Source organism: Streptomyces sp. NPDC097981, from assembly GCF_040302565.1.
Taxonomy (GTDB): Bacteria; Actinomycetota; Actinomycetes; order Streptomycetales; family Streptomycetaceae; genus Streptomyces.
Window position 1 is genome coordinate 1 of the sequence record NZ_JBEORW010000087.1, and the last position, 14,861, is coordinate 14,861.

Below are 14,861 nucleotides of genomic sequence, written 5' to 3' on the forward strand. Positions count from 1 at the left end.
CGTCAGCAACCCGCCCTCACCGAGCAAGGCCGTCCCCGAGGCATCAGCCTTGTCGAGCAGCCGCTCGACCACCTCGTCGACCATCGCGTCCCCGGACGGGGACGATGACGAGGACGACGAGCTGGAAGCCGCGTTCCCCGGCGAAGAGGACCCTGCCGTGCTCGACGAAGACGACTACTACGCCGACGTCTGGGAGACCCGTTGAGCGCGACGACCGCCGTCGAGGACCCAGAGCCGTTCGAGGGGGACGACCGCCAGTACAGCCCGACCCGGCTTTCGGGCTGGCTGCAGGAGGTCTACGGCCCCGACCGCGTCCAGCCCGAGCAGCTGAGCAGGGCCCAGTTGGCCAAACTCTCGCGACGGGCCCCGCTCGTCCACAACGACCACCGGGAGGTGTGGCACGCCAACATCGGCCCGATCGACACCCCGCAACTGCTGGCACTCCATTCCGACTTGGGTGAGATCGTCGAGTCGAACCGGCACGACGGGAACAGGACCAAGCCGGCCGCGCTCGTGGACGCCTACCCGGGGCTCGGCAAGAGCACGGCGGTGCGCGCGTACGGCTGCGATCTGTTCAAACGGCAGGTCGACGTGCGCGGGGAGACCACGCCGTCCGGCGCCCGGCGCGTGCCGGTCATCTACATCGCGTTGAGCGGCAACACACAGATCCGCGGCCTGAACGCGTCGATCTGCCGGTTCTACGGGCTGCCCGTTTCGGGGGATGCCGACACTCTGGCCGAGCGGGCCGTGGACGCCGTGCTGTCGATGAAGTCTGTCGCCATCGTCATCGATGACATCCATTTCCTCGCCGGGGCGAAGTCCAACTCGGTCCGCATGGCGAATCAGTTGAAGTACCTGTCGAACGTCTTCCCGGTCACCTTGATCTTCGTCGGCGTCGGTGTCCAGCGGCGCGGTGTCCTGCGCGAGGGGTTCGTCGGCAAGGAGACGGAGCTCGCCCAGTTCGGACGGCGCACCACCGCGTTGACCCTGCCGCCCTTCCAGGTGGACGACGATGAGGGGCGTATCCAGTGGCGCACGCTGCTCAAGACGATCGAGCGGAAGCTGATCCTGGCGGAGAAGTACCCGGGGATGCTCGCCGAGGACTTGTCGGACTATCTCTTTGCCCGCTCCACCGGCCACTTCGCCTCGCTCATGGCGCTGATCAACCGCGGCTGCCTGCGTGCGATCCGCAGCGGGCACGAGCGCCTGGACGAGGAGCTGATGAACCGGGTGAAGAACGATGCCGCGGCCGAGGCGGCCCGTAAGGAGCTCGAGGCCGAGCTCAAGGCAGGGCTCAAGACCACCCGCCCTCAGCAGCGCAGGAAGTCGGCATGACGGTCTGGACCGATGAGCGCATCCCCATCTGGGTGCCGCCGGTGCCGCGGGAGGCCCTGGACAGCTGGCTGGAGGCGTACGCCTACCGCTTGAGGACGGTCACCGTGGACTTCGTCGCCTTCCTGGGACTGCGCGGGTCGAGCCCCCAGAAGATGGTCCGCCGACTGACCGACCACGAGCGCGACGTGCTGGTCCGGCGTACCGGGCTGAGTGCCGAGAAGCTGACCGCGATAACCTTGGAGCCGTACAACGAGTCCATCCTCCGGATCCATCCGGTCTCTCGCCGGATGCTCTACCCCGCCGCGTGGCGGCACTACAGCACCACATCCCGGTACTGCCCGGGTTGCCTGGCTGAGAACGAGGGACGGTGGCAGCTGACGTGGCGGCTGTCATGGGCATTCGTCTGTACACGCCACAAGTTGCTCCTGCTCGACCGCTGCCCACGCTGCGAACGCCACCCTCCCGTGGCCCGCCTCGGCCGCTACCTCGTCCTGCCGTAGCCGCAGAATTGCCGCTCCTGGGTACGCGGCCCGAATGTCCTCCGCTGCGGCTTCCCGCTCTCCGAGGCCCCGCGATCCCACTGCCTGCCGACGGCCTGGTCTCCGCGGCTCAACTCGACGTGGAGCGCACGGTCCTCCGCGACCACCACAGCTCCGTAGCCCGCGAGCGCGCCAAAGAGCTGTACCTACTGGCCCGCCGTGCGCTGCGCGGCATCGACAGCCAGCTCGACACGGCACCGCCCCTCGTCTCCGAGGTCCTCGACGAGTGCGGCGGCACCCTGCCCGCGCTCTGCCCGAAGCAAGAAGCGAGCGATGCGCACAACGTCGCCGTCGGTACGGCCATCGCCTCGGTCGCCACCGATCTTCAGCATCCCGCATGTGAGGAGATCTTCACATGGCTGAACGGCCCTGCGGGACGACTCAGCGCCAAGCCACGGGAACACCCCACATCCAGCCTGGTGAACTGGGTGTCGGCCGGGCCTCGGGTGACCGCGCGCATCCTGACCGCCTCCGACGGCCAGCTCTCCTCGAACGCCCGGCTGCGCTACCGCACCGCCACCTCCACGCCAGCTCGACCCACCCTCACCGAGGCCGACGTGAGCCACCGCGCATCGAAACTCCCCTCGATGCTGTGGGCCTCCTGGATGCTGCGGTTGCTCCCGACGAAGACCGCGCACCAGGCCCGGATCCCCGGAATTCGCCGCGCCTGCGCGACCCTGATGCTCCTCCCCGGCACCCCCGCCGGCCAGCGGCACGCCGCCCATCTGCTCGGCAACTCGCACGTACGCAGCGGCCTCGCCGCCCTGCGGTCCTTCGTGGAGGACGACCACATCGCCCGCGGCCTTGCCCACTTGGCCCACGTGCTGGACCAGCACGCCGTGCCGATCGACTATGCCCGTCGCCGGACCCTGTTCACCATCGACACCCGCGAACTGCCGCTCGACGAGGACGCCTTCCGGCAGCTGTGCCGCCGTCACGGAAGCCGCACACACCAGACAGTCCATCTCGAGCGCGCCCGCTGGCACCTGGGACGCCTGCTGCTGGGCGCCGACCCCGGAAGCAGCAACCACGCACCCACCTGGAGCCACCGCTCCGCCTACCGAATGCCCCCGGGCACCAACGCCTTCCTCCTCGACCAAGCGGCCGGCATCCTGAACGGCCACGGCATCGACGAACCGGTCGTCTTCGAACCACCCGCGCACTGGCTCGACAGCCTCGACCTGCCCATCCCCCCGCTGGACATCCCCACGGAGCAGCTCCGCTCACTCCTGCAGCAGGGCCCCACCCAGGCCAAGGCCGCGAAGACACTGAACGTGACGATCCATCAACTACGTCTGCTGACGGAATGCCACGCGCTGAGCGTCCCAGAACTGCCGCGACCGCCAAGACCCACGGGCGAATACCTCTATCCCCGGCAAGCCCCTCTCGCACCTGACCAGTTGCGAGACCTCTACCAGGGCCAAGGTCTCCAGCAGAAGCAGATCGCCGAGATGGTCGGCTGCACCCCTGGGGTCGTCCACGACGCCCTTACGGAGGCCGGAATCCCGCTCCGCCCTCGGCGGGCCGCCGGCGAACTCGAACGCTCCGTCTCACGGGCGTGGCTGCAAGCGGAATACCTGGACAAAGGACGTCGGGCCACCGCCATCGCCCGCGAACTCCACGTCGAGACCACCAGCATCCTCGACAAGTGGAACATCCCCCCGCTCCCCAGAAGGCCGCGTCCCCTCAGCCTCGCGTCTTTCCCAGCCCTTTCGCCAGCCTCACGATCCCGCTCTCGCCTGCTATGCAGCGCATCAGCACCCGCCGGAACTCCCTTCAGGCGCTCCGCAGGGCCCTGCTGGTGGCGGGACACCCCTCACTCCGCGCGGCGGCCCTCGCCCTGGGCATGCCCCGGACCTCACTCACCGGGCACCTCCGGATGCTGGAGGATACCGCCGGCTTCGCTCTGTTCGATCACCGCGAGCGTCCGGTCACCGCGACCCAGCGCGGCCAAGTCCTCCTCGATGAGACCCGACAGCTGCTATAGCCATGCTCGACGCGGTGACGCGCAACGGAGCCTTCTCGGACAACTCACCCGCGCCGCAGTGAGCGAGGGCGACAGGCACAACGACACCGCACCGGACGCCACCGGGCTCTTCGACACCACCATCATATGGGCTTTGCCTGGGCGGCCAGAGCGAGACCGCGCCCAGAAGCGAAATGCACCTCCGCCGTGTCTTATCGGCTCGGTGAGGAGATCGGGTTCGCCCCACGGGCGCCGGTCAGCCCTCAGCCGCGTGGCCTGGGCCACTTCTCCTGGAGCCAGGTCAGGTCGGTCTCGGCGCGGGAGCGGGCCGCCCGCTCGCGGGTGAACACCGCGTCCGTCTTGGCTAGGACCAGGGTGTAGGGGCGTCCCTGGCGCCGGGTGGTGTGGGAGACGGGCAGGCCGACGAGGTCGATGCGGCTGTGGATGTGGCGGCGCTTGTCCTTGGCGAGCGGCCACTCCATGGTCCGGCGGTTGCGGGAGGCGAGGAAGTTGTCCAGGCCGGGGCAGAGGTCTCAGTCGGAGAGGCAGCCGCGGTCCGGCGTGAGGGACCAGTCGTCCGCCGCCCGGACGGGGCGGGCCAGGGCTGCGGTCAGCCGGGTCTCGCAGTGGTCGGCGAGGGACTGGAAAGCGCGGGCCGCCGGGGTGCCATCGCGGACGCCGGCCTGTCGGCGGGCCGCAGTACGCAGGGACGGGAGCAGGCATTCCAGTACGGTGTCCGGTCGGCTGCGTAGAGCGGTGGTGATCATTTCGGCGGTCTCGGGACCGGCCGCCCGCAGGATGTGGGCGAGCGGGGTGCCGAGCCGCTCCAGGGCCGCCCGGCGCTCCTTCTCCCGGCCGATGCCGAGCCAGCCGGTGAGCTGCTGCTCGAACGCGCGCCAGACCCCCTCGGCCAGTGGTGTGGCCACCCCGTCTCCGTCACCGTCCACACTCCGCAGCGCGGCGCCGAGGCCAGGCAGGGTTTCGAGCCAGGCGTCTCGGTCGGCCCCGGTGTAGGCACCAACCGGGCCGAACCAGCTGTCGACGACTCCGCGTGCCCACGTCCGTCCGTACCGTGCGGCCGCTTTCGCGAGATCGGCGGCGTGCCGCTCATCCAGGGTCTCCACCCCGAAAGGCGCGAGGAGCATCGCGGCGGTGTCCGCTTCCTCCACTCCCACCGCGACGCCCAGAGCCGCGGCGAAGAGCGCGGCTGCCGCCGGGCCCGAACCATGGTGGTTCCAGATCGGCGCGAGCGACCGGGCGAGCGCACGCGCCAACTCCAGCTCCCCGGCGTCCAGGCGGCCCTGGAGTTCCCGCACGGCTTGCGCAGAGCCTGCTTCGGCACGTGCCGCGAACGAGCGCTGCCGGGGCCAGAGCACCACCGCGGCCCGCCGGTACCAGCGGTCCAGGGTGTTGCCGTAGTTACCCATGTAGCCCTCGTACTCGGACTGGTAGGGCGTGAGGTCCTTGTTCGCGGTGGTGGCGCACACCTCGGCGTACGGAACGGGCAGCGAGATCTGCTCACCGCCGGCGTGCTCGGGGCGGGTCCACCAGCCCAGGGTGATCTCGTCGTCGATCAGGTCGGTGAGCTCGTAGTCGGAGAAGTCGCCGCTGCGGCGGCGCTCGGCGCCGGGCTCGCCGTCGGGGTCGAGAAGACACTCGCCTTCACACTCATCGTCCTCGCAGTCGTCGAAGTGCCCGACCTCGCCGTAGTAGTCGTAACGGTCGTAGGGCGGTTGGGCGTCCCAGGTCTCCTTCACCTCCGCGAGGGCGAGGACCGCTTCGCAGTCGGCCTGTCCGGCGGCCTGGCGGAGCAGGTCGGCGCGGGTGGCGTCGACGCCCTTGAGACGCTCCCAGTCCAGGCCTCGCTGGGTGTACTCGTGGTCGAGGAGGTAGACAAGCCGGCCCGGCGGCTCGGGCTTGGTGCGGCCGTAGCCGTAGCGGTCCTCGGCGGGCTGGGTGAAATGCTCGGTCGCGCACTGGGCCAGGTCCGCCACCAAACTGCCGCCAGGTTCGCCGACCGGACGAACGGGCTCGGCGAGCAGGTTCATGGTGAGTGTGATGCGGTAACCGGAGGTGACGGGCTTGACCTCGTGGCGGCAGTCCGCGTAGAAGGCGGTGAAGGTCAGCCGTTCCCTCGACGCCTTGTACGTGACGGAGCAGCCGGCGTGTTCGACGACGAGTTCGCCGCCGGTGTGGTGCGAGGGCAGCGAGACGACGAGGCTGCCCACCATGGAGTCGTCCTTCTCGGAGTCCTGGTGCGGCAGGAAGAACTGGCCCTTGCCGTAGACGAGCAGCGCATGCGGTTCGGCCCGCAGGACGGTGGTGGGCGGAAGGCCCAGCGCGGTGCGGACCCCGTCGAGGACACCGCTCAGCGTGCGCTGCCAGTCGGGGCCACCCAGGGTGAACCGGTCCGGAGTGATCTCCCAAGTGTCGCGCACGCCGGTGTCGGACAGGGTCTGCTCCCTGCGGCCGAAGCGGGCCTGCCGGGCCTGGGCGATCAGCTTCCTGGTGACTGGGGCGCGTACGGGGAGCGATAGGTCACCGACGCCGTCGACCGTGATGCGCAGCGCGCGGGCGGGCATCTCGATACGGGTGCTGAAGTCCCCGCGCCGCTCCGAGCTGTCCAACAGCTCCGCCAGTCGCTCCCGTGCCCCTTGCCCCATGACGCGTTCGTCCCTCTACTCGGCGGCGTGCCGTTCCGGATCTTCCGAAAACCCTAGCGCTACGGGAAGTTCCCGCACCCGGATGGCGGAAACTTGACATCCCGATTGCTCGCGGGGTGGTGCGGACATGACCGCGGCTGACGGGAGAGCCCCCTGGGGCAGAATACGTCGCGTGGGCCTGGCTCCAGCCGGCCGCTGAAGGTCCGGTGGCGGACTTCACCGAGGACAAGGACAGTGACCAGCCGGGCCAGTCTGATCTCGGTGTCCCGGTGCCGCTGCTCGTTGAGCCGTACGCCTTTGAGCGGGACACGGACGGCGGCTACGATCATCCAGCCGCTGATGGAGCCCAGTCGACGGCTGCGACGAAGTGCACGATCTGCGCGCCAACGACGTTCATGCCTGTTCCACGACGCAACTTCCCATGGCCCGACGTCCATGAGCAAGGGCCAGTCGCCGTGCACACACTGGCGCTGGCCTCGGCACACGCATACTCAGGACGGGAATCGGACATCATGGCGGACGTGGATGTCTGGGAAGACCCCGCCGAGCTGCGCATCCGGCTGGACGTGGCGGTGGAGGAGAACGCGGCGCTGCGCGAGGAGAACCGGCGCCTACGCGACCTGCTGGGACCGGCCGCGCAGGCGGTCCCCTGCTGGGACGAGCCGTCACCCCCGCAGCAGGTGCCGTCGGCCGTTGAGGATCCTGCTGTGATGCCGGTGTCACCGTCCGGCCTGCCCTGGGCCGATGCACGCTCGACGGTGGAGGCGAAACTCGCCCTGTTCAAGGCGCTGTTCGCGGGCCGCAGCGACGTGTACGCCCGCCGGTGGGCCGCCAAGTCCGGAAGACGGGATGGAGCCCGGCAGAGACCAAACGGCCCTGGGAGCGCCGCCCCGGGGAGGAACGCGAACTGCTGCCGCTCACCGACCGCGTGCTCATCGAGCACCTCAGCCGCCCCGAACCTGGCTCGGAAGCCCTGCATGTCGGCCTGTATCCGCTGCTCACCGACGACACCTGCTGGCTGCTGGTCTGCGATTTCGACGACCGGGACTGGCGCGGCGATGCTGCCGCCTATCATCAGGCGTGCCGGGTAGCCGGAGTACCGGCGTATGCGGAGATCTCCCGGTCCGGCGAGGGCGCCCACGTATGGACGTTCTTCACCGACCCCGTCCCCGCTGGCCTCGCCCGGCAACTGGGGGCCGCACTGCTGCGCGACGCCATGACCGCACGCGAGCGGATGTCCCTGGCCAGCTTCGACCGGTTCTTCCCCGCCCAGGCCCTGCTGCCGACCAAGACATCCGGCAACGGCAGTTTCGGCAATCTGATCGCTCTGCCGCTCAACGGCGCCTGCCGCGAGTGAGGCACCACCCTCTTCTGCGACCCGGCAACCTGGACGCCCTACCCCGACCAGTTCGCCCACCTCTCCCAGATCCAGCGGCTGAGCCGGGGCGAGGTCGAGGCCTGGTCAACACCTTGCAGCCGGTCGAGGTCGGCCCGGCGGCCACGCTCGAGGCGATGCCACCGAAGCCGCGGCGTACCACTCTCGGCAAGGCCCCCGAAGTAGTACGGGCCCGGCTGGGGCCCATGCTGGCCATCGCCACCCAGGGCCTTCCCGCCCCGCTCGTGGCGGCGCTCAAGCACCTGGCGAGCCTGCACAACCCGGACTTCTACAAGAAGCAGAAGATGCGTTACTCCACGTTCGGGACACCCCGGTTCGTGATGTGCTTCGACGCGAGCGATCCCGACTGGCTGCGCATCCCCAGGGGGCTGGCCGACGAAGCGGCCAAGCTCGTCGCCTCCGCAGGCGGAGACCTGTGCATCGACGACGACCTGCCCTCGCACGCGGCGATCACCGCGCGCTTCACCGGCGAACTCACCCCGGTGCAGGCCAACGGACCTTCCCGGCAACCTGACGGTGCTCGAGTCGCTGAGACTGACACAAGAGACGTCATTCCATGCACTGAAGCACCAACAAGTTCCCCATTCCCTGCTCGTGCAGGAAATGGACCCTGGTCTCTACGGTGTACGACATGCTGCAGACCTCGACTCCGCACCGCCGTACGTCAACTTCGATCACGCGAGGATAGGCCCGGACCAGACGGAATAGATCGACGATCTGCTGATCTCGCCGTTCAGAAGATGGCCGTGTCCATCCCGCTCACCGACGATGAACGCGCCACCGTCGACGACGGCCACGCTGCCCTCAATCGACTGCTTGAGCGGCTTGCCGACGTCCCGACTCCGGCCGGACCCACTCCGCGCGAGCTCAGCCTGCCTCCCGGCGCCGTGGCACTACCGATCGTTGAGACCGATGCGCGGGCCCGAGACAGCACCCGCCGACCGTGCTGTCCGCCCAAGCCGCTAGGTTGAGCCGACCAACTGGACGGAAGGGGAGGCCCATGACTGAGCACCCGGATATCGCAGCACTGGCCCAGGTCATGGCCCCGACCTTCGGCGTTGACGAGGCCCTGGACTGGCCGTCGGTCGAGGAGCGGCTGGTCTGTCGGTTGCCCAGCGACTACAAGGCGTTCATGTCGCTCTATGGTGGTGGGGGCATCGATGACCTGCTGAGTGTCCTCCTCCCTCTGCACGAGGACGGCATCCAATGGGATCCCGGTGCCATCGAGGACGAGATCTCGGGCGCCCGCTCGACGTGGGAGCACACTCCCGCGCAGTGGCGCCCCGACCTCGACCCGGCTCACATCCTCCCCTGGGGTCAGACATCCGGACCCGATCTCCTGTGCTGGCTCACCACTGACCCCAACCCCGACAACTGGCCGGTCCTGGTCTGCGGCCGGCACACCGACGAGCGTTGGACCCTGTTCGACTGCGGCATGGCCCGATTCCTCCTGCGGATCTTCACCGCTGACCTCGCCACGTGCCCCCTGAGCGATACCTCGCTCTGGGGCGAGACCTCTCCACGATTCGTTCACTGGCGCGAGCAGCAGATCCGATGGAAAGCCGGCCGGGACCCCTTCACCAACGAACCGGATCCCTACGCCGACATGTTCCCCCGCTGAGCAGAGCAAGAACCCGGCCCCTGGACGCGGTCTGGCCGATCATCTACATCGACGCTCTGTAGGTGAAGATCCGCTCGGGGTCGGTAACCTCGAAGCCCGTCTACCTGGCCGTCGGGGTCGGCATGGACGGCTGCAAGGACGTCCTGGGTCTGTGGGTCGGCTCGGAGGGTGAGGGCGCCACGACCTGGATGGCGGTCCTGTCCGAACTGCGGAACCGGGGCATCGAGGACGTCTGTATCGTCGCCTGCGACGGGCCGAAAGGCCTGCCCGACGCGGTCACCGCGACCTGGCCCAAGGCCACCGTCCAAACGTGCGTGATCCACCTGACCAGAGCGTCACTCCGGCTGTCGTCGGTGCGTGACCATCCGAAGTTGGTGCCGGCGCTGAAGGCGATCTACACGGCCCCGACCGAGGCGGCAGCCGAGCAGGCCCTCGACCCGTTCGAGGCCTCTGAGCTGGGCGAACGCTACCCGGCGATCGTCCGGACCTGGCGATCGGCCTGGCCGGAGTTCACGCCCTGCCTGGCGTTCCCACCGGCCATAAGAACGGTGGTCTACTCCACGAACATGGTCGAATCGATCAACTCCAGGCTCCGCAAGGCCACCCGCAACCGCGGCCACTTCCCTTCGGAACAGGCCGCGTTGAAGCTCCTCTACCTGGCGGTCCGAGAGCAGATCAACCCCAAAGCGCGCGACGCGAACCACGTCACCGCACACTGGAAAGAGGCACTGAACCAGTTCTCACTGTTCTTCGAGGACCGGCTCAGCATCCAATGACACCAACCGACTTACACAAGATCGCTGACACGCCCGCGAGCTCGGCGCTGATGTGGTGGGCCCAGCCCTGGATGGGTCGGGGTGCGGAAGTCCCCGCCCTTGCCCTGGTGGAGCAGGGAGCCGGCGAGGAATCCCGGAGTGCGGGCCGTGACACTGCTCCCGAACGTCATGTGCTCGCGCGCGCCGATGAGTTGTGGTGCCTCCTCTCGCGGGGAGCGATGCCGCGGGGAATTCCAATGCGCGGCTCGTCGGCGGGCTGCGAGGTCAGTCCGGCTCCATGTAGGGGCGGCGGAACACGGGGGCTTGGCCGGTTCCCCATGGGCGTACCGCTGCCAGCGCCTGGACGACCGCGGACTCGAGGGAGCCGCTGGTGTCGATCGTGATGGCCTCCGCCCACGGTGGCTCTTTGGCCGCCATGGCCCTGGCGACGGCCAAGTCTGCGTCGGACGCACCAGAGATGCGGGTGCTGATCCGGGTCGCCGACACGTCGCCGGGGACCTCGCAGTGCAGTGCCACCAGGTCGGCGCCGGCGAGTTCGGCCACGCGGTGGGCGGCTTCGCGCTGTCCCGTATCGGACCAGGTGGCGTCCAGTACGACCGACTCGCCGGAGGACAGCAGGGCGGACGCGCGTTCGAGGAGGGCCGCGTAGGTGTCGTGCGTCCGCTCCGGCGTGTACAAGCCCTCGCCGTAGCCGGCCGACGCTGACTCCTCCGCAGGGATGCCCGCCAGTTCCTTGCGGAGGCGGTCGCTGCTGAGCAGCGTGACACCGAGGCGGTCGGCCAGCGCTCCGGAGAGGGTGGACTTCCCGCTGCCCGGGAGACCGCCGACGAGCGTCAGGCAGACGGCGGAGGTGCGCAGGTGGCGCAGTGCCATCGAGACCAGCCGCCGCGACGCCGCCTGCGCCCCCGGGGCCCCCTGGCGTGCCTGGATCAGGGAGACCTTGGCGCGCACGAACGCGCGGTAGGCGACGTAGTGGTGCCAGAGGGAAGGGGGGGCCGGGTCGCCGGAGTATTCGCCGTACCGGGCAAGGAAGTACGCCGCGGACTCGGGAGCCCCGAGGTGTTCCAGGTCCATGGCGAGGAAGGCCGCGTCGTCGAGGCCGTCGATGTAGCGGAGCTGGTCGTCGAACTCCAGGCAGTCGAGGATGCGGGGACCGTCGTCGAGACAGAAGATGTCGTCGCTGAGCAGGTCGCCGTGACCGTCGACGATCCGCCCTTGCTCGATGCGGGTGTCGAACAGTTGCTTGCGGCTGACGAGGTAGCGGCGGACCAGCCGCTCGACCTCGGCCGCGCCGTCAGGCAGTCGGTCGTTGTCCAGGGCGCGGACCTGCGCGAAGCTGGCTTCCCAGCGAGCCGACAATGCGTCCCGGGTGCCTTGTTCGTCCACGTGCGGGCCTCGCGGCGCGCCTGCGTGGTGCGCGGCGAGCTGGCGGGCGACGGACCGCAGGACATCGTCGACCGCGGCGCCGTCGCGCACGAGCGTGGAGAGGCGGCGGTCGGCCGGCATGCGGCGCATTACAACGATCGGCTCGGGCGCCTCCGCGTCGGGGGTGTGGATCTCGCCCATGCCCAGGTAGACATCGGCGGCGAAGCGCCGGTTGAGTTCGACTTCCCGTTCGCAGGCGGTCCGGCGGGCCGCCACGCTGGTGTAGTCCAGAAACTCCAGGTCGACCGGCTTCTTGAGCTTGTAGGCGCGGTCACCGACGAAGAGCACGACCGCGGTGTGGGTCTCGCGCACGTCCGCGCGCCACAGCGGCACGGGGTCGAAACCGGTGCCGGACCGGAGCACGGACGCGTCGGAGTGACCCGCCGGACTGCCCGGCTCCGTGGGGTGGCCCGGCTCAGTCATGGGGGACGACGGCGACGGGGCAGCGCGCGTGGTGGATGGCGGCCAGGGTGGCAGAGCCCAGGCGGGGAGCCAGGGGCGGACGGTGCTTGCGCCGGCCGACGACCAGCAGCTCGGATCCCCCGGCGGCCCGTACGACGGCCCTGGCTGGGCTTGAGAGAGCAACGCTGTCGGCCACTTCGACACCCGGGAACTTCTCCCGCCACGGACGGAGGGCTTGGCTCAGCCGCTTCCGGGCATCCTGCGTGATCTCTTCGGTGACTTCGTGGTCCACGCCCCACGGCGTGTAGGCGTGCACAGGCAGGCTCTCCCCGTGGACGGCCCGCAGGGGCACGCCGCGCGCCGCGGCCGTCTCGAAGGCGAACCCGAGCAGGTCATCGCAGGGGCCGCGCAGTTTCAGCGCCACCACGACGCCGCCTGGAGTATCCGGTACGGGTCGTGGCTCTTCTCCTTGTGCCTCGGCACGAACCAGAACCACGGGTCGCTCGGCCCGGGCCACGACGGGTGTGCTGATGTCCCCCAGGAAATAGCTCTCCACGAGCTCCAGCCCCCGCGAACCGAGCACGGTCATCTCGGAATCCGAAGCCGCTTGGAGGAGGGCGTTCTGGGCGTCGTCGGCGACCAGGTTGCCGACGATCGACAGGCCCGGGTGTCGTGCCTGGAGCTCCGCCCGCGCATTGTGCACAAGCCGCCTCGCCCAGTAGTTCTGATCGATCTCCGAGGGGACTCGGGTCGGCTCGGGAACCAGCATGGGCCAGGCATGGAGCAGACGCAGCGTGAGCCGGCGCCGCTCGGCCTCGTCGGCCGCCCAACGGGCAGCGGCAAGGCTCTCCGGTGAGCCGTCGAGGCCCACGGTCACGACGGGGTCCATGGCAACCGCCTCCGTCTCGTAAGGAGCTGGAACCACAGTGAACGAGACGCGTGTCCAGACGGCGCAGGCACACCGGGCACGGCCCCTCTTGCACCCACGCGCCCCAGGCCTGCATCGTGGAGCCACGCCGCACCCACCCCTCCAGCGCGGCGCGTTCATCATTCGACAGCCTCCAGACTGGCCGAACAGGGTGAAGCTCCCTCCCCGGACGGCCGTGACGCAGTTGGGACGCACGGTCCGGCAACCGGACCCCGTCACCCGCACAGGACTCCACCAGCACCTTCAGGCCCAGCGCCACTGCCTCGCGCACACGGCGCCGGGGACGAATGCCACGCGGCGGTCCCCCAGGGCGGTCTCGCGGCGGACGCCCGGCGTCACGGGGATCACGGCCCGTCACCTTGCTGGCATCGCGGTGTCCATACTTCCGTCCCTTACGGAACCTGTCCGGCTGCCTGGTCAGTCATCCTTGCGTGGCAGCACCGCACTCCGGCTCGCAGCGGCCATGCTGGACGAGGTAGCGGGATCCGCCGGCGGGAAGGAGACAGGAAGGGGCCGCGGCCACGCCCTCCACTGTCGGCTCCGGCATGCAGTTCTGGATCGACAGCGGTGGTGCTTTCACGGACGTGGTGGCCGCACGCCGGACGGACGGTTGCGCTCCCTCAAGCTCCCCACCGAGAACCCCGGGCGGTACTGGGACGCCTCAGCCGAGGGCATCCGGACCATGCTGGGTCTGCCCCCGGGCGGGCCGATCCCTGCTGACGCCGTGGACAGCGTGCGCATGGGCACCACCGTCGCGGCCAGGATCCGCCTCCGCGAGCCGATGACCATCGGCGTGCTCTCCGAGCACCGCCGGATCTCGCCCTACGGGTTCGCCGGCGGGGCCCCGGGCGCGCTCGGCACCCAGCACATGGAGCGCGCCGACGGCACCGTCTGGCCCGTGGTCGGCTGCGACTCCGTGGCGGTGCGGCCAGGTGGCGCCTTCGTCTGGCGCACCCCCGACGACGGTGGCTACGGCCCCGCGACGCCGTCGGCGCCGTAAGCGAGGTGGGGACCGATGGAAGCGTTCACCCGTGCGGCGGTCATCGGTATCGGCAACGAGTTCCGGCGGGACGGCGGGGTCGGGTGGGCCGTGGTCGCACTGCTGAGGGACCGGGCCGCGCAGCGGCACCTGCCCCGGGTACCGTCCTCGCGCAGTGCGACGGGGACCCCGGGCGGTTGCTCGACCTCTGGGAGAAGGCCGGCCTCGTGATCGTCGTCGACGCTTGTTTGCCTCCGTCGGCGCAGCCGGGGCGCACGCACCGATGGGATGCCGCCGCGGGTGACGCCCTGCGTCCGTCCGGCCCGAGGCACAGCACGCACTGGCTGGGACTGGTCGAGGCCCTGCGTCTCGGCGATGCTCTCGGGCGCAGTCCTGGCCGTCTGGTCGTCTACGCGGTCGAAGGAGCGGACCGTTCGGTGGGGGTTGGCATCTCGCACGCGTGGTACCGCGCCTGGTCGGGTGGATCGAAGCGGACATCGAACAGGACAACGAGTCTTCGGGGGACGGCCGCGCCCGAATCGGACCGTCCGGCCGGACTCACCGGTCCTGGTTCGGGGCCCGGAGGCCACCTGCCTGACATTCTGTCAGTGAGCAGTTGCATCCGGCACGGCCTCGGCGCGGTGGACCGTGCCGGATGCGCCCGTGTCTCCCCCGGGCCGACGGGCGCGGAGAAGAGGGGCAGACAGACCATGACCAACCCCGAAGACACCGGACGGGTCCCCGGCATCGGGACCGGGGTGGTGCTCGACCGCGGCGGCCTGGAAGAGCTCGTGCGGGTGCTCAAGCGCCTCGGCCGCACGGTGATCGGCC

At 69.7% G+C, this 14,861-nt stretch carries 12 protein-coding genes and 1 pseudogene; 9 read left to right on the forward strand and 4 right to left on the reverse strand.

Annotated features, from left to right (window positions below):
* From ABTY04_RS38500 to ABTY04_RS38515, 4 genes are all read left to right on the forward strand, one after another.
* Positions 1 to 205 (forward strand): hypothetical protein (locus ABTY04_RS38500; RefSeq protein WP_352218093.1); only part of this gene is annotated, 205 nt, incomplete at its 5' end.
* Complete coding sequence (locus tag ABTY04_RS38505; protein WP_352218094.1) at positions 202 to 1,335, forward strand: ATP-binding protein; 1,134 nt, start codon at positions 202 to 204, stop codon at positions 1,333 to 1,335. The genes ABTY04_RS38500 and ABTY04_RS38505, both read left to right, overlap by 4 nt.
* Positions 1,332 to 1,835 (forward strand): TniQ family protein, encoded by a 504-nt coding sequence (locus ABTY04_RS38510; protein WP_352218095.1) that lies wholly within the window; start codon positions 1,332 to 1,334, stop codon positions 1,833 to 1,835. Before ABTY04_RS38505 ends, ABTY04_RS38510 begins: the two co-directional genes overlap by 4 nt.
* Before the next feature lie 1,783 nt (positions 1,836 to 3,618).
* Positions 3,619 to 3,861 carry a LysR family transcriptional regulator gene (locus ABTY04_RS38515; protein WP_352218096.1) on the forward strand — a complete coding sequence of 81 codons (243 nt, stop codon included), beginning with the start codon at positions 3,619 to 3,621 and terminating at the stop codon, positions 3,859 to 3,861.
* A gap of 242 nt (positions 3,862 to 4,103) precedes the next feature.
* Here ABTY04_RS38515 and ABTY04_RS38520 read toward each other — a convergent pair whose 3' ends face one another.
* Both ABTY04_RS38520 and ABTY04_RS38525 read right to left on the reverse strand, forming a co-directional pair.
* Entirely contained in the window at positions 4,104 to 4,322 is a 219-nt protein-coding gene (locus ABTY04_RS38520; RefSeq protein WP_352218097.1) for a hypothetical protein, read from the reverse strand.
* 51 nt (positions 4,323 to 4,373) lie between these two features.
* On the reverse strand, positions 4,374 to 6,503 hold the full coding sequence (locus ABTY04_RS38525; protein WP_352218098.1) for a 2OG-Fe(II) oxygenase: 2,130 nt from the start codon (positions 6,501 to 6,503) through the stop codon (positions 4,374 to 4,376).
* An 823-nt stretch (positions 6,504 to 7,326) separates the two neighbouring features.
* Between ABTY04_RS38525 and ABTY04_RS38530 the strand changes: the two genes are divergently transcribed.
* The 4 genes and pseudogenes from ABTY04_RS38530 to ABTY04_RS38545 form a co-directional block, all read left to right on the forward strand.
* Positions 7,327 to 7,860 carry a TOTE conflict system archaeo-eukaryotic primase domain-containing protein gene (locus ABTY04_RS38530; RefSeq protein WP_352218099.1) on the forward strand — a complete coding sequence of 178 codons (534 nt, stop codon included), beginning with the start codon at positions 7,327 to 7,329 and terminating at the stop codon, positions 7,858 to 7,860.
* Positions 7,861 to 8,084: 224 nt separating this feature from the next.
* Positions 8,085 to 8,870 (forward strand): hypothetical protein, encoded by a 786-nt coding sequence (locus tag ABTY04_RS38535; RefSeq protein ID WP_352218100.1) that lies wholly within the window; start codon positions 8,085 to 8,087, stop codon positions 8,868 to 8,870.
* A 29-nt stretch (positions 8,871 to 8,899) separates the two neighbouring features.
* On the forward strand, positions 8,900 to 9,520 hold the full coding sequence (locus tag ABTY04_RS38540; RefSeq protein WP_352218101.1) for an SMI1/KNR4 family protein: 621 nt from the start codon (positions 8,900 to 8,902) through the stop codon (positions 9,518 to 9,520).
* A gap of 11 nt (positions 9,521 to 9,531) precedes the next feature.
* Positions 9,532 to 10,296: pseudogene (locus tag ABTY04_RS38545) on the forward strand (IS256 family transposase); the annotation flags it as partial.
* 264 nt (positions 10,297 to 10,560) lie between these two features.
* On the opposite strand, the gene ABTY04_RS38550 reads toward ABTY04_RS38545, so the two are convergent.
* Both ABTY04_RS38550 and ABTY04_RS38555 read right to left on the reverse strand, forming a co-directional pair.
* The gene (locus ABTY04_RS38550; RefSeq protein ID WP_352218105.1) at positions 10,561 to 12,033 is read right to left on the reverse strand and encodes a bifunctional aminoglycoside phosphotransferase/ATP-binding protein; all 1,473 of its coding nucleotides are present in this window, start codon (positions 12,031 to 12,033) and stop codon (positions 10,561 to 10,563) included.
* 103 nt (positions 12,034 to 12,136) lie between these two features.
* Positions 12,137 to 13,012 carry a universal stress protein gene (locus ABTY04_RS38555; RefSeq protein ID WP_352218103.1) on the reverse strand — a complete coding sequence of 292 codons (876 nt, stop codon included), beginning with the start codon at positions 13,010 to 13,012 and terminating at the stop codon, positions 12,137 to 12,139.
* A gap of 649 nt (positions 13,013 to 13,661) precedes the next feature.
* Here ABTY04_RS38555 and ABTY04_RS38560 point away from each other — a divergent pair.
* On the forward strand, positions 13,662 to 14,051 hold the full coding sequence (locus ABTY04_RS38560; RefSeq protein ID WP_352218104.1) for a hydantoinase B/oxoprolinase family protein: 390 nt from the start codon (positions 13,662 to 13,664) through the stop codon (positions 14,049 to 14,051).
* The last annotated feature ends 810 nt before the right edge of the window (positions 14,052 to 14,861 follow it).